This window comes from Ruegeria sp. HKCCD4315 (genome assembly GCF_013112245.1).
In the GTDB taxonomy this organism is placed as follows: domain Bacteria; phylum Pseudomonadota; class Alphaproteobacteria; order Rhodobacterales; family Rhodobacteraceae; genus Ruegeria.
Genome location: NZ_WVRN01000001.1, coordinates 3,437,596 through 3,458,522, shown reverse-complemented (window position 1 = coordinate 3,458,522; position 20,927 = coordinate 3,437,596). Strand labels below are relative to the sequence as shown.

Sequence of the window (20,927 nt, the reverse complement as noted above, 5' to 3'; positions counted from 1 at the left end):
CGACATGAGCGCCAAGAAAGCAAAAACCCGAGGTTTGGGGCGCGGCCTGTCAGCCCTTATGGCGGATGTGAACCCCGAAGCAGAAGGGCGGGTGCCAACCGAAGCGCGCCGGCCTGATCTGAAAGTTCCAATCGAAAAGCTGAAAGCGAACCCCAATCAGCCGCGCCGCACGTTCCTGCCCGAGCAGCTGGACGAGCTGGCTGCCTCGGTCAAGGAAAAGGGCATTATCCAGCCTTTGATTGTCCGGTCGACCGGAGCTGATGAATACGAAATCGTTGCAGGGGAACGTCGTTGGCGGGCGGCGCAAATGGCGCAGCTGCATGATATTCCGGTTATTGTGCGCGATTTTGACGACACCGAAGTTCTGGAAGTTGCGATTATCGAAAACATCCAGCGCGCTGACCTGAACGCCGTGGAAGAGGCCGCTGGCTACAAGCAGCTAATGGATCGTTTTGGCCACACGCAGGAAAAGCTGGCTGAAGCTTTGGGTAAGAGCCGTAGCCATATTGCAAATCTTCTGCGTCTTTTGTCCTTGCCAATGGATGTTCAAACCCTTGTTATTGAAGGAAAAATATCTGCTGGACATGCGCGAGCTCTGATTACAGCCGAAAACCCTTCGGAATTGGCGAAGCAGATCGTCAAAGAGGGGCTTTCGGTGCGTGCAACCGAAGCTTTGGTCAAAAAACAACAACAAGGTGACGCCGAACGCCCTGCGCCTCGGTCCAGAAATCTTGATGCGGGCAAGGATGCCGATACGCGGGCGTTGGAAAAAGACCTGTCTGCAATTCTGGCGATGAAGGTCTCGATCAATCACAAGGCTGGAACAGAAACGGGCCAGGTTGTTCTGACGTATGAGAACCTGGACCAGCTTGACGATTTGTGCGCCAAGCTCAGCCGTTAGGCCGCGTCCAGATAAAGACCAATACACCGCCCAGGACAACGGCTTGAATGGCCAAAACGAAAACTGGGGCGGACATCCAAATTGAGAGACCAAAAACGGCGGCGACGGAAACAGTTGCCGCCTTTTTTGCCGCAGGCCGTATAGCACCAGAGCTTTGCCAATCTTGTATCAACGGTCCGAACAGTTGGTGAGTCAGCAGCCAAGTGTGAAGACGCGAAGATGATCTGGCAAAGAAGAACGCTGCCAATAGCAGGAATGGCACGGTTGGCAGAAGGGGAAGAACAACCCCAACCATCGCCAGAGCAACGCATAATAATCCCAGTCCTGCCCACAGGTAGTGCATGGCTAGCTCAATAGTTCCCGGATGACGGCATTCAGAACGGCCCGGCCGTCCGCAGTCGCCCGAAGCCTGTCGTTACTATGTTCAATCATTTTAATTTCCGAGAGATGATCAATAGTGTTCTTTGGAAGTTTTCGACCGGATAGGGTTTCCCATCTGTCTATATTTAGCCCCTCTGAAATTCTCATACCCATCATAAGGTACTCGTTTGCCTGATCTTCGTAGGACAGTAACGTTCTATCTTTTTCCCCGTTGCTGCGCTCGGCAGCATCAAGCCAACGTTGCGGATTCAGGTATGTTTCGGTTGCGTATCTTTGGGCGTTCAAGGTGACCCGTCCATGAGCACCTGGTCCGATGCCGACATAGTCTCCGTAACGCCAATAGGTCAGGTTGTGTTGGGATTCCGCGCCTGCGCGCGCATGATTGGATACTTCATAGGCGGGCAAACCGTGGGCTTCGCAAATGTCCTGCGTGATCAGATACATGTCGGCGGCGCTGTCATCCTCGGGCAAGCCACGCAGTTTTCCAACGGCATAGCGATCACCAAAAGCCGTTCCGTCCTCGATCGTCAATTGGTACAGCGACAGGTGGTCCACGGCCATTGACAGGGCCTCGTTCAGCTCCGTGCGCCAAGCTTCGGGTGTTTGGTGCTGTCTGGCATAGATCAGGTCAAAACTCACACGATCAAAGCAGGCACGTGCAATGTCAAATGCCGCTCGGGCCTCGGTGACTGTGTGGATCCGGCCCAGCCGACGCAAATCTTCGTCATTCAGGGCCTGAACGCCCATCGAGATTCGATTTACGCCTGCATCTCGATAAGCCGCGAACCGACCAGCTTCGACCGATCCGGGATTGGCCTCGAGCGTGATTTCCATGTCATTGGACGGGTGCCAGAGCGCGCGCGCCTCATCAATCACGTCAGAAACGGTTTCCGGGTCCATCAGAGACGGGGTGCCACCCCCAAAGAAAATCGTGTTCAGTACCCGACCCGGCGTTTCAGAGGCAGCGCGGCGCAGCTCGCTCAGATAAGCAGTAAGCCATTGTTTCTGGTCTATTTTCTTTGAAACATGGCTGTTGAAGTCACAATAGGGGCATTTGGCCTCGCAAAAAGGCCAATGGATATAAAGGCCAAAGCCCCCGTTGCGCCAATCATCCGCCAAAGCAGCCTTTCACGAACTTCTCAACCGCGCGGCCGCGGTGGCTGATCTTGTTCTTTTCCCAGCGATCCATTTCGGCAAAGGTAATGTCGTGCCCGTCCGGAACAAACATCGGGTCATAGCCGAATCCATCCTTGCCGCGGATCGGCCAGACCAGGTGGCCCGGGGCGATGCCTTCGAAAACTTCATCATGTCCGTCGGGCCAGGCCAGAACCAATGTACAACGAAATTGCGCAGTGCGTGGGTGAGGGGCGTTTTTAGCCTCCAGCTCATTATGTGCGCGGGTCATGGCCAATAGGAAATCGCGACCATTTGCCGTTTCCGCCCAATCAGCAGTGTAAACCCCCGGCGCGCCGTCCAGCGCGTCGATGGTGATCCCGGAATCGTCCGACAGGGCAGGCAGGCCGGTGGCTTTGGCGGCGGCATGGGCTTTGATCCGCGCGTTGCCGACAAATGTGTCTTCGGTCTCTTCCGGCTCGGGCAGGTTCATCTCGCCCGCGCCGACGACAGTGACGCCAAAAGGTTCGAGGAGATGCGCCATCTCCTCAAGCTTGCCTTTGTTGTGGGTGGCAACCAGCAGCCTGTCCCCATCGAACTTACGGGTCATGCGGTTGCGGCCTTTTGCGCGGCAGCCAATTCGCCGACGCCTTTTTCGGCGAGATCCATCAGCTGATCCATTTGCGCGCGGCTAAAGACCGAGCCTTCGGCGCTCATCTGCACTTCGATCAGCTTGCCGGATCCGGTCATGATGAAGTTGCCATCAACACCCGCTTCGCTGTCTTCCGGGTAATCCAGATCCAGAACTGGCTGACCAGCATAAATACCGCAGGACACAGCCGCAACTGGATCCACCAGGGGATCAGAGATGACGTCGCCCGCTTTCATCAGCTTGTTCACGGCCAGACGCAGGGCCACCCAGCCGCCGGTGATCGACGCGCATCGGGTGCCGCCATCGGCTTGGATCACGTCGCAGTCCACAGTGATCTGACGCTCACCCAACGCGACCCGATCCACACCAGCGCGTAGGGCGCGGCCGATCAGGCGCTGGATTTCCACGGTGCGACCACCTTGCTTGCCGCTGGCAGCTTCGCGCCGCATTCGGGTGTTGGTGGCGCGGGGCAGCATACCGTATTCTGCCGTGACCCAACCCAGGCCCGAGCCTTTTATAAAGGGCGGCACGCGATCTTCGATCGTTGCGGTGCAAAGCACATGAGTGTCGCCCATTTTGATCAGGCAGGAACCTTCGGCATGTTTGGTGAACCCCGTTTCGATTGAAACGGTGCGCATTTCGCTTAAATCTCTTCCAGAGGGTCGCATCGGAATTCCTTTGTTTGCTGGGTTGGGGATAACGCCCCGCAGCGTTACGATGCAACCCCGATTGACCTTTCATTTGCCTGCTATTTAATGACGAACGAGCAGGGGACGACGCATGAGCGAAGCGAGCAAGATTCTGGATGAGATGAACGACCGGTCGCGCGAAGTGTTTCGGTTGATTGTCGAGAGTTATCTAGAAAGCGGTGAGCCGGTTGGCAGCCGCACCTTGACGCGTACCTTGTCCGAAAAAGTCAGCGCCGCGACCGTTCGCAATGTGATGCAGGATCTGGAATTTTTGGGCCTTCTGGACAGCCCACATGTCAGTGCAGGTCGAATTCCAACGCAGCAGGGCTTGCGGATGTTTGTGGACGGGTTGCTTGAAGTTGGCGATCTGGGTGCCGATGATCGGCAGAAACTGGAACAGACATTAGGCTCTAACACGGGCGATGTGGGTGGGATGCTCGACCGAGTGGGCTCTGCTTTGTCACACGTGACACAAGGCGCCTCGCTGGTTTTGACGCCCAAGCATGAATCGGAAATCAAACATATCGAGTTCGTTTCTCTGGGTCATGACCGGGCTTTGGTGGTTCTGGTTTTCTCGGATGGTCATGTGGAAAACCGTCTGTTCACCCCGCCAGCGGGGCAAACCCCCAGTTCAATGCGCGAGGCGGCGAATTTCCTCAATGCGCTGATCGAGGGGCGGACCCTTGGCGAAGTGCGTCGGCAGATGCAGACGCAGATCGATGCACGCAAGCAGGAAATAGACATTCTGGCGCGTGAGATGGTGGAAAGCGGAATGGCTGCCTGGGACGGAGACGGCGGCGACTCGGCCCGATTGATCGTGCGTGGGCGGGCGAATCTGTTGAACGAACCGGGTCAGGCCGAGGAGCTTGACCGGATTCGGACCCTGTTTGACGATCTGGAACGCAAACGTGACATCGCGGAATTCCTTGAATTGACCGAGGATGGCGAAGGTGTGCGCATTTTTATTGGGTCTGAGAACAAACTTTTCTCACTTTCGGGTTCCTCTTTGGTGGTGTCTCCATATATGAACGCTGATCGTAAGATAATCGGTGCGGTCGGGGTCATCGGGCCCACGCGTCTGAATTATGGACGGATCGTGCCGATCGTGGATTATACGGCGCAACTGGTCGGTAAGTTGATATCCGACCGGAGCTAGAGGGTAAGAGATGGCAGAGCCCAAGAACGAAGATTTTCTGGACGACATCATGGCTGCGGAAGCGGAAGAGCTGGCCGAAGAGTTTGCAGAGATCAGCGAGGAAGCGCTGGAGCTCGATGAGCTGCGCGCCGAGCGGGATGACTATAAAGACAAGTTCATGCGCGCGCTGGCGGATGCTGAGAATGCGCGTAAGCGCGGCGACAAGGCGCGCCGGGATGCGGAACAGTATGGCGGGTCGAAGCTGGCCCGAGACATGCTGCCGGTTTATGACAACATGAAGCGTGCGCTTGAAGCTGCGACGGATGAGCAGAAAGAAGTGGCCGCTGGGTTGCTGGAAGGTGTCGAACTGACCATGCGTGCGCTGAAGGACGTGTTCCAGAAGCACGGGATTGAAGTGATCACGCCTGAGGTCGGAGACCGGTTCGATCCAAACGTGCATGAGGCGATGTTCGAAGCGCCGGTGCCCGGCACCAGGGCGGGGGACATCATTCAGGTGTCTGCCGAAGGGTTCATGTTGCATGACCGCCTGCTGCGTCCGGCGCAGGTTGGCGTGTCGTCGACGCCTGCAAGCTGATTGGCCCCTGCGAGGCGAAGCCTTCGGCGAGAGTATTTTGGAAAAGATGAAGGGGCGGTCAGGATCTGGCCGCCTCTTTCAGCTTGTAGATCAGATCGAGTGCTTCACGAGGAGTGAGCTCGTCCGGTAAGATATCATCCAACATATCCGTGACAGGCGAGGCCCTAGGGGCAGGTGGCGGGGGTGGCGGCGCGGCTGAAAACAGCGGCAGATCATCGATCAGAGCTTTTTGCTTTCCACCTTCGCGTTCGGTTTTCTCGAGTTGATCCAGAACGACACGGGCGCGTTCGACAACCGAGGCTGGCAGGCCGGCAAGTTGGGCGACTTGCACACCATAGGACCGGTCTGCAGCGCCCTTGTGAACCTCGTGCAGGAAGATCACCTCGCCTTCCCATTCTTTGACAGCAACGGTTGCGTTATCCACGCCTTCCAGCTTACCGGCCAGAGCTGTGAGCTCATGATAGTGCGTGGCAAACAGAGCGCGGCATTTGTTGGAGGCGTGCAGATGTTCCAGTGTGGCCCACGCGATTGAGAGGCCGTCATAGGTGGCGGTGCCACGTCCGATTTCGTCCAGAATAACCAGCGCGCGTTCATCGGCCTGGTTCAGAATCGCGGCAGTTTCGACCATTTCGACCATGAAGGTCGAACGACCCCGAGCCAGATCATCCGATGCACCAACGCGGCTGAACAATTGACTTACGACGCCGATACGGGCGTGTTCGGCGGGTACATAGCTTCCCATCTGAGCCAGAAGCGCGATCAGGGCGTTCTGGCGCAGGAAAGTCGATTTACCGGCCATATTGGGGCCGGTCAGCAACCAGATGGCGGCACCCTGTTCAGCGCTAAGATCGCAGTCGTTGGCGACAAAGGCATCGCCACTTTGCTGACGCAAGGCGTGCTCCACAACCGGATGGCGGCCGCCGTGCACGCTGAACGCGCGTGATGTGTCCACATGTGGGCGACACCAGTTTTCCCCACGCGCCAGATCGGACAGTGCCGTTGTCAAATCCAGCTCGGCCAACCCTCGAGCGGCTTGGTTGAGACGGGCTGCCAAGGTCAAAATCTGATCAGAAAGCTTTTGATAGAGCCGCTTTTCAATCTCAAGCGCCAGATTGCCAGCGTTCAGGATGCGGGTTTCGATCTCTGACAGTTCGACGGTCGTAAATCGTACCTGATTGGCGGTCGTCTGACGGTGGATATAGGTTTTGCTGAACGGCGGGTTCAGCATCTTCTCGGCGTGGGTCGCCGTGGTTTCGATGAAATACCCCAGCACATTGTTGTGCTTGATCTTCAGCGAGGCGATACCAGTGTGTTCCGCGTATTTTTGCTGATATCCGGCAATGACCGAGCGACCTTCGTCCCGAAGGGTGCGCGCCTCATCCAGTTCAGTATCAAAGCCAGGGGCGATGAAACCACCATCGCGCGCCAGCAAGGGTGGTTCGGCGACAAGTGCCTCGTCGAGCAGGCCGAGAAGGTCATCAAACCCGGTCAGGTTTTGGACGGCGGTCGATAACAGTACTGGCAAATCTTGGGTTTCGCACAATTCTGCAATTTTAGCCGCCTGCGCCAACCCGTTTCGAATGGCAGCCAGATCGCGCGGACCGCCTCGGTCCAGCGACAGCCGCGACAAGGCGCGGTCCAGATCCGGTGTTTTGCGCAGTGCTTCACGCAGGTCTGACGCAATCAGGCTGTCCTCAACTGCGAAGCTTACCGCATCCAGGCGCGCATGGATCACTTCCAGATTGCGCGATGGGCTGGACAGGCGTTGTTCCAGCAACCGTGCGCCACCGGGTGTGACGGTGCGGTCGACCACAGACAACAACGATCCGGCGCGACCACCTGAGAGCGACCGCGTCAGTTCCAGATTGCGGCGTGTTGCAGCATCAATTTGAACAACGCGGTCTTCTGATTCCTTGAGAGGGGTCTGCAGTAGAGGCAATTTGCCCTTTTGCGTGATCTCAAGGTAATCGATCAGTGCACCCATTGCCGAGACTTCGGCTCGACCGAAGTTCCCGAATGCATCCAAAGCACCGACGTGAAACAAACCGCATATGCGTTTTTCCGCCGCTGTGCTGTCAAAACTGGCACGTCCCACCGGCGTCAGAGAAATCCCAAGATCGCGAACAGGTTCGTGCAACTTGTCTTGCGCCCCGTCTGCAACGATCAACTCGGACGGGGCCAGCCGTGCCAGTTCCGGGCTAAGGCGCGCGCCGGTCAAAGGCATCACGTGAAATGCACCGGTCGAGATATCGGCCCAGGCCAAAGCGGCCTCGTCCCGAACTTCGGCATAGGAGGCCAGAAAGTTGTGGCGGCGGGCCTCCAGCAGGGCGTCCTCGGTCAGCGTGCCGGGCGTCACCAGACGCACAACATCGCGCTTTACGACTGATTTAGAGCCTCTTTTCTTCGCTTCGGCAGGGCTTTCCATTTGTTCGCAGACAGCGACGCGAAAGCCTTTGCGGATCAGGGTCAGCAAATACCCTTCGGCTGAATGCACTGGCACACCGCACATGGGAATATCGTTGCCATTGTGTTTGCCGCGCTTGGTCAGGGCGATGTCCAGCGCTTCGGCGGCATTGACGGCATCTTCGAAGAACATTTCGTAGAAATCGCCCATGCGATAGAACAGCAATGCATCGGCGTGGGCCTCTTTGATTTCGAGATATTGCGCCATCATCGGCGTGACTGTGGACAAAGGTGGCCCCCTTTTGGCGTTTCCGGGCGTGACCTTACAAACCCGGCCCCTGCGACGAAAGGCGAAAACGTATTGTCGTTGAGGCGCGCCCCTGCCTGCGCTATGAGGCAACAGCCCAACAGATGCAAAGAAACGACATTTCCGATGCCCAAAGCGAAGATCACCAAAGAAGAGGCGCTGGCCTTTCACCTGGACCCCACCCCCGGCAAATGGGAAGTGCAAGCCACTGTTCCCATGACCACGCAGCGAGACCTGTCACTGGCTTACAGCCCCGGTGTGGCTGTTCCCTGTGAAGCCATCGCCGAAGCGCCTGAGACTGCTTATGACTATACCAACAAGGGCAATCTGGTGGCTGTGATCTCGAACGGGACGGCGGTACTTGGTCTGGGAAACCTTGGCGCGCTGGGCTCAAAACCGGTGATGGAAGGGAAATCCGTTCTGTTCAAGCGGTTCGCTGATGTGAACTCGATCGACATCGAGCTGGACACCGAAGACCCGGATGAGTTCTGCCGTGCGGTGCGTCTGATGGGACCGACTTTTGGTGGCATCAATCTGGAAGACATCAAAGCGCCCGAATGTTTCATCATCGAGCAGCGCCTGAAGGAAGAGATGGATATCCCTGTCTTCCATGATGACCAGCATGGCACGGCCGTGATTTGTGCTGCGGGTTTGCTGAATGCGCTGCACATCTCGGGCAAGAAGATCGAGGATGTAAAGATTGTCCTGAACGGTGCGGGCGCGGCAGGGATCGCTTGTATCGAGTTGCTGAAAGCGATGGGCGCACGGCACGAGAATTGCATCGTCTGTGACACCAAAGGCGTTATTTATCAGGGCCGGACCGAAGGTATGAACCAGTGGAAGTCCGCCCACGCCATCACCACGGATTTGCGTACGCTGGAAGATGCGATGAAGGACGCGGATGTGTTTCTTGGCGTGTCGGTCAAAGGCGCGGTCACACAAGAAATGGTCGCCAGCATGGCGGACAACCCGGTGATTTTCGCGATGGCGAACCCTGACCCCGAGATCACGCCGGAAGAAGCGCACGAGGTTCGCGTGGATGCTATCGTTGCCACCGGGCGCAGCGATTACCCCAATCAGGTCAACAACGTGCTTGGCTTCCCCTATCTGTTTCGTGGCGCTTTGGACATCCATGCCCGTGCCATCAATGACGAGATGAAGATTGCCTGCGCCCATGCGCTCGCCAATCTGGCGCGCGAGGATGTACCGGATGAGGTCGCCATGGCCTATGGCAAATCTCTGACGTTCGGGCGCGATTATATCATCCCGACACCGTTTGACCCGCGGCTGATCCACCGTATTCCACCAGCCGTTGCCAAGGCCGGAATGGATACTGGTGCAGCGCGGCGTCCGATCATTGATATGGACGCGTATGAACTAAGCCTGAAATCTCGCATGGATCCGACCGCGAGCATCCTGCGCGGTTTGAACGCCCGTGCGCGTCAGGCCCAAAGCCGGATGATCTTTGCCGAGGGCGACGATCCACGGGTGCTGCGCGCTGCGGTCATGTATCAGCGTTCAGGCTTTGGTAAAGCGCTTGTGGTCGGTCGGGCAGATGACGTCAAAGACAAGCTGGAAGCCACAGGTCTTGGGGATGCGGTACGAGAAATCGAGGTTGTGAACGCCGCAAATACCAGCCATCTCGAAACCTATTCCAATTTCCTCTATGAGCGCCTGCAGCGTAAGGGTTTTGACCGCAAGGACATTCACCGTCTTGCCGCACGGGATCGGCATGTGTTTTCTTCGTTGATGCTGGCACATGGTCACGGGGATGGGCTGGTCACGGGCGCGACGCGTAAGTCGGCCCACGTGCTGGACCGGATCAACCACGTCTTTGATGCCGATGCTGCGCACGGGGCTGCTGGTGTGACGGCCCTCTTGCATAAAGGTCGGATTGTCTTGATTGGGGACACCCTAGTGCATGAATGGCCGGACGAAAACGATCTGGCCAATATCGCCGAGCGTTCCGCAGCCGTCGCCCGACACATGGGTCTGGAGCCACGGGTTGCGTTTGTCAGTTTCTCGACCTTTGGTTACCCGGTCTCGGAACGCGCCGAAAAGATGCACCGCGCGCCCGCAGTGTTGGACCAGCGCGGCGTGGATTTCGAGTATGAAGGCGAAATGACGGTTGATGTGGCCCTGAACGTGGATCAGCAAGCAGCTTATCCTTTCCAGCGTCTGACAGGTCCGGCGAACATCTTGATCGTTCCGGCGCGGCACTCAGCCTCGATCTCAACCAAGCTGATGCAGGAAATGGGTGGCGCGACCGTGATTGGCCCGATCCTGTCGGGCGTGGATAAGCCAATTCAGATCTGTTCCACCGTCTCGACTGCGAATGACATTCTCAACATGGCCATTCTGGCCTCATGCGATATTGGATAAGTCATGACGATCTGGAACCTCGGCTCGATCAACGCGGATATGGTTTATGACCTGCCGCATTTGCCTGCGCCGGGGGAAACTCTGGCCGCCCTTGGACTGGACCGGTTTCTGGGCGGCAAGGGGGCCAATATGTCGGTTGCAGCGGCACGGGCGGGTGCGCGTGTCAGCCATATTGGCGCTGTCGGCCATGATGGGCGCTGGGCGAAAGACCGATTGACTGAATATGGCGTGGATACGCGTTATATTTCAGAGGCAGATGTACCAACCGGGCACGCGATTATTGCCGTGGATGCTGAGGGCGAAAACCTGATCATCCTGTATCCCGGTGCCAATCATGCGTTAGAGGTCAGCGATCTGGGACAAGCTCTGTCGTCGGCAAGCACGGGTGACCTGCTGATCCTGCAGAATGAAACCAACGCACAGGTTGAAGCCGCGCAGTTGGGGCACCGGATGGGATTGACCGTGTGCTATGCCGCTGCTCCGTTTCAGGCCCAGGCGGTAAAGGCGGTTCTGCCTTATCTGGATTTTCTGATCCTCAACGAGGTCGAGGCTGACCAGCTACGTCAGGAAACCGGGTTAAATGCCGCTGACCTGCCAGTGCGGCACGTGATTGTCACGCTGGGTTCAAAAGGCGCGCGGTATTTGCAGAATGGCAGTGATCCGGTCGAGTTCGAAGCGCAAAAGGTGCGGGCCGTCGACACCACGGGGGCGGGCGATACGTTCACCGGCTATGTACTGGCAGGCATGGATCGTGGGATGCCGATGGAACAGGCTATTCTGCAAGCAAACCGCGCCGCGGCCCTGATGGTCACGCGGCACGGAACGGCTGATGTTATCCCCGATTTAAAAGAGGTGCGCGACGCGTCCTTTGACTAAGATCCGACAAACGGCGCGTCAGAACCCCAAAGCTGTTTGACGCGTGCGTCACGGCCGCAGGCTTTGCGGTAAGCTTTGTACGCACTGTGCTGTCGCTTGGGCCCAAAGCGGGTGAAGATCAGTTTGTTCCCCTTGTAGTAATCCTGATGATACGCCTCGGCTGGGTAAAAAGTTCCTTCGCTGAGGATTGGTGTTACCACTGTCTGGCCCAAGGCCCGCTGCGCATCTGCTTTTGCCTTCTCGGCCAAAGCTTTTTCCCCTGTGTTAGAGACGAATATTGCAGTGCGGTAGCTATCACCGCGATCGCAGAATTGACCCCCGGCATCTGTGGGGTCGACCGAGCGGAAGAACATGTTCAGAAGCGTTTCACGTGAGACTTGAGCTGGATTGAACGTGATCTGAACCGCCTCATAATGGCCGGTTCCTCCTTTTGAGACCTGATCATAGGTGGGATTTGCTGATTTGCCGCCGGTATAGCCTGAAACAGCCTCGATGACGCCGGGGACAGACTCAAAATCAGATTCAACGCACCAGAAACATCCTCCGGCTACTGTCAGAGTTTCTGTTCCTGCCGCCGGCGCGGGCAAAGCGCGCAACATCGCCGCCAGTGCGATCAGCGTGAACAGAAGGGCTGGTTTTAGCGTGTCGAGGTAAGCAGTCCGTGTCATGTCAGGTCTCCTTTCACGACCAAGGTGACCCGACTTGGATCAACATGCAATTGCCTGACATCCCATGTCACGCGCTGGTGAGGCGAGTTTATCAAATTCAGCCAAGTCCGAAGAAACCTTGTGTATCGCAGTCAAAAGACCTTTTCTGAGATGTGGTGATGCAAGGTTGGATTCAGGATCGATGACACAGGAGATGCAGGTTTCGACGCGCGTGCTGGTCATAGTTGCGCCCAGCTTCAATATGGCGGCCACCATGGCGTTCATAGATCCGTTTCGCGCCGCCAACTATCTGGATGGAAAGCCTTATTTCAAATGGGACTTCGTGTCAGAAGCAGGTGGTTTCTGTGTGTCCAGCAACGGTGCTGGCATCGAAACTCAATCGCTTGACGCGCTTTCGTTCACCGAGGCCGACATTGTCATTGTATCTTCCAGTTGGACACCGGAACGGCACCTGACGTCCAAACTGGGAACAGCTTTGCGCCAACTTGCGCGCAGCGGCGCGACTTTGGGCGCTTTGGATACGGGCGCCTTCATACTGGCGCAGGCCGGGTTGTTGAGCGGACGGCGCGCCACCGTTCATTATGAGCATATCGATGCCTTGCAGGAGCTTTATCCAGAGGTAGAGGTTGTTGAGAATCTCTATGTTATGGACGGCAATCGGCTTACGTGTTGCGGTGGGTCTGCAGCAACTGACTTTGGGTTGCAAATCCTTCAGGGGATACATGGCAGCGCGCTTGCCAACGCTGCAGCCAGATACGTGTTTCACGACCGTTTGCGCGGCCCTGCCGAACAACAACAGCCCCAAAGAACCGAGCCTTTGGGAACGACAGTGCCTGCCAAGCTTAAAACGGCGATTCAGGTGATGGAGGCCAATCTTGAGGAACCGATTCCCGTTCCCCAGATTTGCAAGCGCGCGGGAATCTCTCATCGCCAACTGGATCGGCTGTTCGCGACCTACATCAAGAAAACGCCCGCGCTTTACTATCGTGACATTCGCTTGGATCGGGCGCGTGGCCTGGTCACGCAGACCGAGCTTCCCATTGCAGAGGTCGCCCTGGCGTCGGGTTTTTCCAGCCCCGTGCATTTCAGCCGGGCTTATAAAGAAAGATTTGGCCTGCCCCCGACGCGCGACCGGGTCGAGGGCAGGGTTCCATTCGAATTCCGCGCCTGGCCAATGCATCGCAAGCCCAAAGATTGATACCTTCGGAATCACCAATTTGGCCAAAATAGAAAACAATAGGGCGGAAAAAGTTAAGTAACGAGCAAAGACTCAGAAGATCATACGCGCCACACGTCAATCATTGGGGCAAAGCCTGTCCCTGAGCTGTGGAGCCACCCATGAGCCAGCTGCCGTCCAAAACCCAGTTCGAGCGGATTTCCGATGGTTTTAGCACCGATCCTTTCAATACCAGTTCCCTGAAGGCCGAAGCCTATGTCGATCCGTCCTGGTATCAGGTCGATCAAAACGAAGTGCTAGCCAAGACCTGGCAATGGGTGTGCCACGTTGAAAAGCTGCGCGCTCCGGGGTCATACACAACCGTCGAAATCGCCGGACGTCCGATTGCTGTCGTGCGCGACCGCGAGGGCACACTGCGTGCGTTCTATAATGTCTGCAAACACCGCGCCCATCATTTGCTGTCGGGCGAGGGCGAAACCACACGCATCATGTGCCCGTATCACGCATGGGTTTACAAACTGGACGGCCAATTGGTGCGTGCGCCCGAGACTGAGAACCTGGTTAATTTTAAAACATCGGATATCTGCCTGGACCAAGTACAGGTCGAAGAGTTTGCGGGGTTTATTTACGTCAACTTAAACCCTAACGCAGCACCTTTGCGCGAAGTTTCCGGGAATCTGGAAACCGAAATCCGCCACTGGGCACCGGATATCGAGCAACTGACATTTGGTCACCGCCTGACCTATGACATCAAGTCGAACTGGAAGAACGTCGTCGACAACTTCCTTGAATGCTATCACTGCCCGACAGCGCACAAGGATTTCTGTGATCTGGTCGATATGGACACCTACAAGGTGACTACATACGGCATCTACTCCAGCCATATGGCCGAGGCGGGTAAGGGTGCCAACACCGCTTATGACGTGTCCAATGCCACAGTACGAACCCATGCAGTTTGGTGGTTGTGGCCCACGACATGTCTGATGCGCTACCCGGGGCGGTCTTCGATGATCGTGCTGAATATCATCCCGATAGGTCCTGACCGAACGCTCGAAACCTATGATTTCTTCCTTGAAACCCCGGAACCTGATGAGGCCGAGCTGGAAGCAATCCGGTATCTTGATGAGGTTCTGCAACGCGAAGACATCGACATTGTCGAAAGCGTTCAACGCGGGATGAACACCCCGGCGTTTACGCAAGGTCGGATCGTGCATGATCCTAATGGTTCGGGCAAATCAGAACATGCGGTGCATCATTTCCACGGGCTTGTATTGGATGCATATGCAAAGGCCGCACCGTGACACGGCCGAACATCGTTGTGATTATGGCCGATCAACTGGCGCCGCATTTTTGCGGCGCGTACGGCCATCCAACGGTCAAGACCCCGAACATCGACGCGCTTGCCGCGCGCGGGATGCGATTTGACGCGGCCTATTGCAACTCACCCCTCTGCGCGCCGTCCCGATTTGCGTTCATGTCCGGGCAGCTGATCAGCCGGATCGCTGCTTATGACAACGCCAGCGAGTTTCGCGCATCGGTCCCGACCTTTGCGCATTACCTAAAGGCGTTAGGCTACCGGACCTGCCTGTCGGGCAAGATGCATTTTGTTGGGCCGGATCAGAAACACGGGTTTCAGGACCGTGTGACAACCGACATTTACCCCGCCGACTTTGCCTGGACCCCGGACTGGGAAGCCCCGGATGAACGGATCGAAAAATGGTATCACAACATGCAAACGGTCAAGGAAAGTGGCGAGGCAGTCGCTACCTTCCAGACGGATTATGACGACGAGGTCGAATTTGCCGCGCGTCGCTGGTTGATCGACAGGGGCCGCGATCGGGCGGCTGGGGATAATGCTCCGTTCTGTATGGTGGCCAGCTTCATTCATCCCCATGACCCCTATGTGGCCAAACCGGAATGGTGGAACCTGTATTCCGACGCAGACGTCCCGATGCCGGAGTTTACACTGACGCCCGAGGAGCAAGACCCGTTTTCACGTCGAGTTATGGATGGGATCGAGGCAAGCTATGTCCCTCTGACCGAGGAAGAAATCCGCCGCGCGCGTCGCGCTTATCTGGCCAATGTCAGTTACTTTGACAGCAAGGTCGGCGCGATGGTCAAAGCCATGGAAGACATCGGTGCGTTAGACAATACCATCGTCATCATCACCGCAGACCACGGCGATATGCTGGGTGAGCGTGGGTTGTGGTACAAGATGAATTTCTTTGAACACTCGGCCCGAGTGCCGCTGATCATGGCGGGTCCCGGTGTTGCCAAAGGCTGGGCTGCCAACGCCTGTTCCCTGCTCGATCTTCTGCCTACATTCGTGGACATCGCCGGCGGTTCTGACGCGATCTTCGGGGAACCGATTGATGGCCGATCCTTGATGCCTCTTGCGCGCGGAGAATCTGACCCTGTGGATGAAGCCATCGGTGAGTATTGCGCCGAGATGACGCCTTATCCGGTATTCATGATCCGACGCGGCCCGTTGAAGTATATTCACTGCGACCCGGACCCACCTCAGCTTTATGACCTGTTCAGGGATCCGTTGGAAAAGGTGAATGTGGCAGATGACCCGGCTTACGCTGAACAGTCCGCACAGTTTGCTGAAGACGTGGCGCGACGTTGGAACAGCGAAAGCCTACGTGCGGATGTCATTGCGACGCAAAAGTCCCGGCGCACCTTGCACGCCGCGATGGAGGCGGGTGCCGGAGAGGCCTGGGATTACACCCCGCCGCGCGACGCAACGCAGGAATATGTACGCAATCACATGGATTGGACGGTTGCAGCGACTCGCTATCGCTATCCGCCATTGAAGGAGACCAAAGAATGATGCTGGTCGGCAAAACAGCGCTTGTAACCGGTGGGCGCGGCGGGATCGGGCGCGCGATCGTGGCACGTTTTCTGCGCGAAGGCGCGCGGGTTTACGCGGCTGATCTGACGCCCGAAGGATCCTTGTCAGCCCATGACGACGACGGCAGCATCTTTGTGAAACTGGACGTCACGCAAGAAGCTGATGCAATAGCCGCGATGGAACAGGTTGGGGCCGAGGCTGGCCAATTGGATGTTTTGGTTAACGCCGCTGGCATCGAGATTGAAAAGACGATTGAACAGACCACGTTGGAGGAATGGAACCTGTCCTTCGCTGTGAATGTCACGGGCACGTTTTTGACCTCAAAACACGCGTTGCCGCTGTTGCGCAAAGGGGCCGCGTCGGGAACATCAGCCTCGATTATCAATTTCGGGAGTTACGATGGGTTCATTGCGGACCCCGGCCTTGCAGCCTATTGCGCGACCAAAGGTGCGGTTCATGCCTTGACGCGTGCGATGGCGTGTGATCACGGGCCGGAGGGTATTCGCGTGAATGCCATATGCCCCGGCTATGTCGACACACCCATGTTGCAAAGCTTCTTCACGGGCGATGGCTCGGGTGGCGGCGGCAAGACCATTGACCAGTTACAGCAAGCCGTGCGTGACGTGCACCCGATGCGCACTTATGGCACGCCGGATGATATCGCCAATCTGGTGAATTGGCTGGCTTCGGACGAGGCGCGCTATGCAAGCGGTCAACTTTGGGTTCTGGACGGAGGGCTGAGCGCGCAAGTCCAGCAGATGAAGCTATGAGCAAACCGGTTATCATTACATGTGCTCCAACTGGTGGGATTCATACGCCGACCATGTCAGAACACTTGCCCATCACGCCAAACGAAATCACCGAGGCCAGTATTGGTGCCGTCGAGGCCGGGGCTTCGATCATCCATCTTCATGCCCGCAATCCGGAAAACGGTCGACCAGATCCGGACCCTGACCTTTTTATGCAGTTCCTGCCTCGCATCAAACAAGCAACCGGTGCTGTGATGAATGTCTCAACCGGTGGAGGGTTGGGCATGACCCGCGAAGAACGCCTGCGTGCGGCACTACGGGCCAGCCCCGAAATGGCCAGCATGAACATGGGCTCGATGAACTTCGGCATCTTCCCTATGATGCAGAAATATTCAGGCTGGAAACATGACTGGGAACCTGAGTTTCTGGACATGACCCGCGACTTCATTTTCCGCAACACGTTTGCCGATATCGAATATGCGATGAAGGAACTGGGTGAAGGTCACGGCACGAAGTTCGAGTTTGAATGCTACGATCTGGGGCACCTCTACAACCTGGCTTGGGTGGTAGATCAAGGCTGGGTGAAACCGCCGTTTTTCATCCAGATGGTGTTTGGCATTCTGGGTGGCGTGGGGGCTGATCCCGACAACCTGATGCACATGCACACAATTGCCGAAAAGTTGTTTGGAAACAGCTATGAATGGTCGGTGCTGGCCGCAGGTCGCCACCAGATGGCCTTCACGACACAGGCTGCGATCCTTGGTGGCAATGTACGGGTTGGGCTGGAAGACAGCCTTTACATCGGGCCCGGCGAAAAAGCGAAGTCCAACGCTGATCAGGTCCGCAAGATTCGCTCAATCATCGAAAATCTTGGCCTGACAGTCGCTACACCGGACGAGGCCCGCCAACGGCTGGGTCTGAAGGGCAACGACCAGACAGCTTTTTGACGGGGGACGACATGCAGACAAAGATGCTGATTGACGGACAGATGGTAGAAGGTCAGGGCGATGCTCTGCCCGTTCTGGATCCATCTACCGGTGAAACCGTGGCCCATGTGCCCGAAGCGACGCCTGAGCAGATCGAAGCTGCAACGCGTGCTGCCCATGAAGCCTTTGACGCCTATCGGCTTGTTTCGCCTTCCGAACGGTCGGGATATCTGCACGCGATTGCGGATGTAATGGAAGAAAACATCGATGAATTGGCCGAGTTAGAGACGCTTGATGTTGGCAAGCCATGGCCGATGGCCCGCGATGAAGAGATGCCTCTGACCATCGACACTTTCCGTTTCATGGCCGGTGCCGCGCGCACGATAAGCGGGTCGGTGGCCGGAGAATACGCGACGGGCCACACGTCAATGATCCGCAAGGATCCGATTGGCCCAGTGGCTTCCATCGCGCCATGGAACTATCCGCTTATGATGGCGGCATGGAAGATCGCTGCCCCCCTGGCGGCGGGCTGCACCATTGTTATGAAACCATCCGAAATCACGCCGCTGGCCACGCTGCGGCTGGCAGAGTTGCTGGCAGATGTATTGCCCAAAGGTGTGTTGAACGTAGTCCATGGTCGGGGCATGTCGGTTGGTGACAGCCTGATCAATGACCCTCGGATTGAAGGGATCTCAATCACCGGCTCACCTGCGACCGGAATGGCCGCGATGCGGGCAGCATCCAACCAGATCCGCCATGTACATCTGGAACTTGGGGGCAAGGCACCGGTCATCGTGTTCAATGATGCTGATATCGACGCCGTGGCCGAGACGATCCGATACGGTTCGTTCTTCAACGCAGGTCAGGATTGTGCGCAGCCCTGTCGGGTGATGGTGCAGGATGATGTATACGACAAAGTGGTTGCTGCCGTCGCTGATCAGGTTGGTCAGATCAGGATCGGTGCGCCAAAGGCCGAAGGCACAGAAATGGGGCCTATCGTATCAACAGCCCAACGGGACCGGGTTGCGGGATTTGTCGACCGCGCCCGCAGCAGCGCTGAAATCGCCGTAGGTGGCAAGGTTGGTGAAGGGGAAGGGTTCTTCTATCAGCCGACCGTCGTCGCAAATGTGGATAATAACGCTGAGATCGCGTGTAGCGAGGTGTTCGGCCCGGTCGTGACTCTGTCGCGATTTACCGAGGCGGACGAAGCCTTTCGGATTGCAAACGCGGGGCGGTACGGGTTGGCGTCGTCTGTCTGGACCAAAGATGTCTCGACCGCGATGAAAATGACGGCGCAGCTGCGGTACGGCATGACCTGGGTGAATACGCACGGAATGCCAGCGGCGGAAATGCCCTGGGCTGCGATGAAAGGGTCTGGCACGGGTTGTGACATGTCGGTTTATGCGCTGGATGCTTATACGTCCGTGCGCCATGTGATGGTGGCACACTGATGCGGTTGGCTGGGAAAAGAGCGCTGGTGACAGGTGGGCGGCAAGGCATTGGTCGCGGAATAGTCGAGGCCTTTCGCCGTGAAGGCGCAACAGTGACGACATGCGGGCGCGGGGCGCGGCCCGATGGGCTGGCTGACGACATCATCTGGTATCCGCTGGATGTCACGGACACGGACGCCGTCGAAGCGTTGGCCGAAGCCACAGATGGCACCGACATTCTGGTGAATAATGCTGGTGTGCAGGTTGAAAAGACTGTTCCAGACAGCTCGGATGCGGATTGGGACGCTGTGATAGGCACCAATTGCAAGGGCGTCTTCAATATGTGCCGGGCTTACATACCTCGGATGGATGAGGGCGCTGCGATCATTAATATAGGCTCTATTTCAGGGAATATCGCCGATCCGTCCATGGCGCTTTACAACGCGTCCAAGGCATTTGTGCATGGCTTGACCCGTTCTATTGCGGTCGATCACGGGCCAAAGATCCGCTGCAACGCAATTTGCCCCGGATGGATTGAAACAGGAATGCTGGACGCCGGGTTCGAGCTGGCTAACGACCCCGACGCCGCGCGAAGGGATGCAATCGCCCGCCATGCGGCGCGCCGCTTTGGCAAGCCCGAGGATATCGCGAGTATGGCGGTCTGGCTGGCTTCGGATGAGGCAAGCTTTGCGACAGGTCAGCTTTTCACCGTGGATGGCGGCATGACGGCAGCTTCACCTTTGAACCCGGGATTGTTCTGATGGAAATACAACACACGGCCTGCTTGGGCGGAGGCGTCATTGGTGCCAGTTGGGCGGCGCTTTTTCTTGCATCCGGGCGTTCTGTTGCCCTTTTTGATCCTGACCCGGACGTCGAAAAGAAAGTACGCCAGTATGTAGAAAATGCATGGCCGACACTGGATGCCTTAGGTCTGACGGGCAACGGAAACCCGGACGCCATCACGTTTCATTCAAGCGCTGCTGCCGCAGTGGCTGATGCGGGATTTGTTCAGGAAAACGTGCCTGAGCGTTTGCAGATCAAACATGCAACCTTTGCCGAGATTGAGCCAGCTTTGTCCACGGGCGCGATCGTCGCCAGCTCTGCATCGGGTCTAACTCTGGGGCAAATGCAGCCCGGCTGGTCTGACCCGTCGCATTTTGTGTTAGGGCATCCCTTCAATCCACCGCACCTGATACCGCTGGTTGAGGTGATGGGGAATGAAAAAACCGCCGATGGCGTCGTTGACGTGGCGCAGGCGTTTTATGAAAGCGTGGGCAAGACCACGATCCGGGTCAACAAAGAGGTGCCCGGCCATGTTGCCAACCGGCTGCAAGCCGCGTTGTGGCGTGAAGCAATCCACCTTGTTGTTTCGGGGGTTGCATCAGTTGAGGACGTGGACAAGGCCGTCTGGGCCGGACCGGGTGTCAGGTGGGCGGCGATGGGGCCGACCATGTTATTCAATCTCGGCGCGGGGGAAGGTGGGTTGAAGGCGTTCTGCGACCACTTTACCGATACGTTCAACGGCTGGTGGGACGATCTGGGTCAGGTCTATTTAACAGATGAAGTCGCTCAGCAACTTGCTGATGGTGTGAAAGATGAGGCCGCAGGGAAAACCCAAGCCGAGCTGTCCGGGCAACGGGACGCTTTGATCCTGGCGATGCAGAAATCTATTGCAGATTTGCGCTGAAC

The 20,927-nt window shown here is 57.0% G+C and carries 19 protein-coding genes; 13 read left to right on the top strand and 6 right to left on the bottom strand.

What is annotated here, in order from left to right:
• Positions 1 to 4: 4 nt before the first annotated feature.
• Positions 5 to 901, top strand: a complete 897-nt coding sequence (locus tag GS646_RS17150) for a ParB/RepB/Spo0J family partition protein (RefSeq protein ID WP_171184677.1) — start codon at positions 5 to 7, stop codon at positions 899 to 901.
• Here GS646_RS17150 and GS646_RS17145 read toward each other — a convergent pair.
• From GS646_RS17145 to rph, 4 genes are read right to left on the bottom strand one after another with little or no spacing between them, the layout of a single operon-like run.
• Entirely contained in the window at positions 891 to 1,244 is a 354-nt protein-coding gene (locus GS646_RS17145; protein WP_171184675.1) for a YbaN family protein, read from the bottom strand. The two genes, GS646_RS17150 and GS646_RS17145, sit on opposite strands and share 11 nt — an antisense overlap.
• A 2-nt stretch (positions 1,245 to 1,246) precedes the next feature.
• Positions 1,247 to 2,401 (bottom strand): radical SAM family heme chaperone HemW, encoded by a 1,155-nt coding sequence (hemW, locus tag GS646_RS17140; protein ID WP_171648173.1) that lies wholly within the window; start codon positions 2,399 to 2,401, stop codon positions 1,247 to 1,249.
• Positions 2,391 to 3,005: an RdgB/HAM1 family non-canonical purine NTP pyrophosphatase gene (gene rdgB / locus GS646_RS17135; RefSeq protein WP_171184672.1), complete on the bottom strand. Its 615-nt coding sequence runs from the start codon at positions 3,003 to 3,005 to the stop codon at positions 2,391 to 2,393. Before rdgB ends, hemW begins: the two co-directional genes overlap by 11 nt.
• Positions 3,002 to 3,715 carry a ribonuclease PH gene (gene rph / locus GS646_RS17130; RefSeq protein WP_171184670.1) on the bottom strand — a complete coding sequence of 238 codons (714 nt, stop codon included), beginning with the start codon at positions 3,713 to 3,715 and terminating at the stop codon, positions 3,002 to 3,004. The genes rdgB and rph overlap by 4 nt, the downstream gene beginning before the upstream one ends.
• Before the next feature lie 112 nt (positions 3,716 to 3,827).
• Here rph and hrcA point away from each other — a divergent pair, with 112 nt between their 5' ends.
• Entirely contained in the window at positions 3,828 to 4,892 is a 1,065-nt protein-coding gene (hrcA, locus tag GS646_RS17125) for a heat-inducible transcriptional repressor HrcA (protein ID WP_171184668.1), read from the top strand.
• 10 nt (positions 4,893 to 4,902) lie between these two features.
• Positions 4,903 to 5,466 carry a nucleotide exchange factor GrpE gene (locus tag GS646_RS17120; protein WP_171092810.1) on the top strand — a complete coding sequence of 188 codons (564 nt, stop codon included), beginning with the start codon at positions 4,903 to 4,905 and terminating at the stop codon, positions 5,464 to 5,466.
• A 58-nt stretch (positions 5,467 to 5,524) separates the two neighbouring features.
• On the opposite strand, the gene mutS is transcribed toward GS646_RS17120, so the two are convergent.
• Positions 5,525 to 8,140 (bottom strand): DNA mismatch repair protein MutS, encoded by a 2,616-nt coding sequence (mutS, locus tag GS646_RS17115; protein WP_171648243.1) that lies wholly within the window; start codon positions 8,138 to 8,140, stop codon positions 5,525 to 5,527.
• A gap of 162 nt (positions 8,141 to 8,302) precedes the next feature.
• Between mutS and GS646_RS17110 the strand changes: the two genes are divergently transcribed.
• Positions 8,303 to 10,558, top strand: a complete 2,256-nt coding sequence (locus GS646_RS17110) for an NADP-dependent malic enzyme (protein WP_171092812.1) — start codon at positions 8,303 to 8,305, stop codon at positions 10,556 to 10,558.
• A 3-nt stretch (positions 10,559 to 10,561) separates the two neighbouring features.
• Entirely contained in the window at positions 10,562 to 11,434 is an 873-nt protein-coding gene (locus GS646_RS17105) for a ribokinase (RefSeq protein ID WP_171184666.1), read from the top strand.
• Here GS646_RS17105 and msrA read toward each other — a convergent pair.
• Positions 11,431 to 12,102 (bottom strand): peptide-methionine (S)-S-oxide reductase MsrA, encoded by a 672-nt coding sequence (gene msrA / locus GS646_RS17100; RefSeq protein WP_171648175.1) that lies wholly within the window; start codon positions 12,100 to 12,102, stop codon positions 11,431 to 11,433. The genes GS646_RS17105 and msrA overlap by 4 nt on opposite strands.
• Positions 12,103 to 12,283: 181 nt before the next feature.
• On the opposite strand from msrA, the gene GS646_RS17095 reads away from it, so the two are divergent.
• The 8 genes from GS646_RS17095 to GS646_RS17060 all read left to right on the top strand — a co-directional run bounded on the left by GS646_RS17095 (position 12,284) and on the right by GS646_RS17060 (position 20,925).
• Positions 12,284 to 13,300, top strand: a complete 1,017-nt coding sequence (locus GS646_RS17095; protein WP_171648177.1) for a GlxA family transcriptional regulator — start codon at positions 12,284 to 12,286, stop codon at positions 13,298 to 13,300.
• A gap of 140 nt (positions 13,301 to 13,440) precedes the next feature.
• Positions 13,441 to 14,580 (top strand): SRPBCC family protein, encoded by a 1,140-nt coding sequence (locus tag GS646_RS17090; RefSeq protein ID WP_171184660.1) that lies wholly within the window; start codon positions 13,441 to 13,443, stop codon positions 14,578 to 14,580.
• Entirely contained in the window at positions 14,577 to 16,112 is a 1,536-nt protein-coding gene (gene betC / locus GS646_RS17085) for a choline-sulfatase (protein ID WP_171184658.1), read from the top strand. Before GS646_RS17090 ends, betC begins: the two co-directional genes overlap by 4 nt.
• Positions 16,109 to 16,903 carry an SDR family NAD(P)-dependent oxidoreductase gene (locus GS646_RS17080; RefSeq protein ID WP_171184656.1) on the top strand — a complete coding sequence of 265 codons (795 nt, stop codon included), beginning with the start codon at positions 16,109 to 16,111 and terminating at the stop codon, positions 16,901 to 16,903. The genes betC and GS646_RS17080 overlap by 4 nt, the downstream gene beginning before the upstream one ends.
• Positions 16,900 to 17,829: a 3-keto-5-aminohexanoate cleavage protein gene (locus tag GS646_RS17075; RefSeq protein WP_171648179.1), complete on the top strand. Its 930-nt coding sequence runs from the start codon at positions 16,900 to 16,902 to the stop codon at positions 17,827 to 17,829. The genes GS646_RS17080 and GS646_RS17075 overlap by 4 nt, the downstream gene beginning before the upstream one ends.
• An 11-nt stretch (positions 17,830 to 17,840) precedes the next feature.
• Positions 17,841 to 19,259, top strand: a complete 1,419-nt coding sequence (locus GS646_RS17070) for a gamma-aminobutyraldehyde dehydrogenase (RefSeq protein ID WP_171648181.1) — start codon at positions 17,841 to 17,843, stop codon at positions 19,257 to 19,259.
• On the top strand, positions 19,259 to 19,999 hold the full coding sequence (locus GS646_RS17065; protein WP_171184650.1) for an SDR family NAD(P)-dependent oxidoreductase: 741 nt from the start codon (positions 19,259 to 19,261) through the stop codon (positions 19,997 to 19,999). Before GS646_RS17070 ends, GS646_RS17065 begins: the two co-directional genes overlap by 1 nt.
• Positions 19,999 to 20,925 carry a 3-hydroxyacyl-CoA dehydrogenase NAD-binding domain-containing protein gene (locus GS646_RS17060; protein ID WP_171648183.1) on the top strand — a complete coding sequence of 309 codons (927 nt, stop codon included), beginning with the start codon at positions 19,999 to 20,001 and terminating at the stop codon, positions 20,923 to 20,925. The genes GS646_RS17065 and GS646_RS17060 overlap by 1 nt, the downstream gene beginning before the upstream one ends.
• The last annotated feature ends 2 nt before the right edge of the window (positions 20,926 to 20,927 follow it).

Coding starts and splice junctions, on each gene's coding strand:
- GS646_RS17150 (WP_171184677.1), top strand. CDS start 5: ATGAGCGCCAAGAAAGCAAAAACCCGAGGTTTGGGGCGCGGCCTGTCA.
- GS646_RS17145 (WP_171184675.1), bottom strand. CDS start 1,244: ATGCACTACCTGTGGGCAGGACTGGGATTATTATGCGTTGCTCTGGCG.
- rdgB (WP_171184672.1), bottom strand. CDS start 3,005: ATGACCCGTAAGTTCGATGGGGACAGGCTGCTGGTTGCCACCCACAAC.
- rph (WP_171184670.1), bottom strand. CDS start 3,715: ATGCGACCCTCTGGAAGAGATTTAAGCGAAATGCGCACCGTTTCAATC.
- hrcA (WP_171184668.1), top strand. CDS start 3,828: ATGAGCGAAGCGAGCAAGATTCTGGATGAGATGAACGACCGGTCGCGC.
- GS646_RS17120 (WP_171092810.1), top strand. CDS start 4,903: ATGGCAGAGCCCAAGAACGAAGATTTTCTGGACGACATCATGGCTGCG.
- mutS (WP_171648243.1), bottom strand. CDS start 8,140: ATGATGGCGCAATATCTCGAAATCAAAGAGGCCCACGCCGATGCATTG.
- GS646_RS17110 (WP_171092812.1), top strand. CDS start 8,303: ATGCCCAAAGCGAAGATCACCAAAGAAGAGGCGCTGGCCTTTCACCTG.
- GS646_RS17105 (WP_171184666.1), top strand. CDS start 10,562: ATGACGATCTGGAACCTCGGCTCGATCAACGCGGATATGGTTTATGAC.
- msrA (WP_171648175.1), bottom strand. CDS start 12,102: ATGACACGGACTGCTTACCTCGACACGCTAAAACCAGCCCTTCTGTTC.
- GS646_RS17095 (WP_171648177.1), top strand. CDS start 12,284: ATGACACAGGAGATGCAGGTTTCGACGCGCGTGCTGGTCATAGTTGCG.
- GS646_RS17090 (WP_171184660.1), top strand. CDS start 13,441: ATGAGCCAGCTGCCGTCCAAAACCCAGTTCGAGCGGATTTCCGATGGT.
- GS646_RS17080 (WP_171184656.1), top strand. CDS start 16,109: ATGATGCTGGTCGGCAAAACAGCGCTTGTAACCGGTGGGCGCGGCGGG.
- GS646_RS17075 (WP_171648179.1), top strand. CDS start 16,900: ATGAGCAAACCGGTTATCATTACATGTGCTCCAACTGGTGGGATTCAT.
- GS646_RS17070 (WP_171648181.1), top strand. CDS start 17,841: ATGCAGACAAAGATGCTGATTGACGGACAGATGGTAGAAGGTCAGGGC.
- GS646_RS17065 (WP_171184650.1), top strand. CDS start 19,259: ATGCGGTTGGCTGGGAAAAGAGCGCTGGTGACAGGTGGGCGGCAAGGC.
- GS646_RS17060 (WP_171648183.1), top strand. CDS start 19,999: ATGGAAATACAACACACGGCCTGCTTGGGCGGAGGCGTCATTGGTGCC.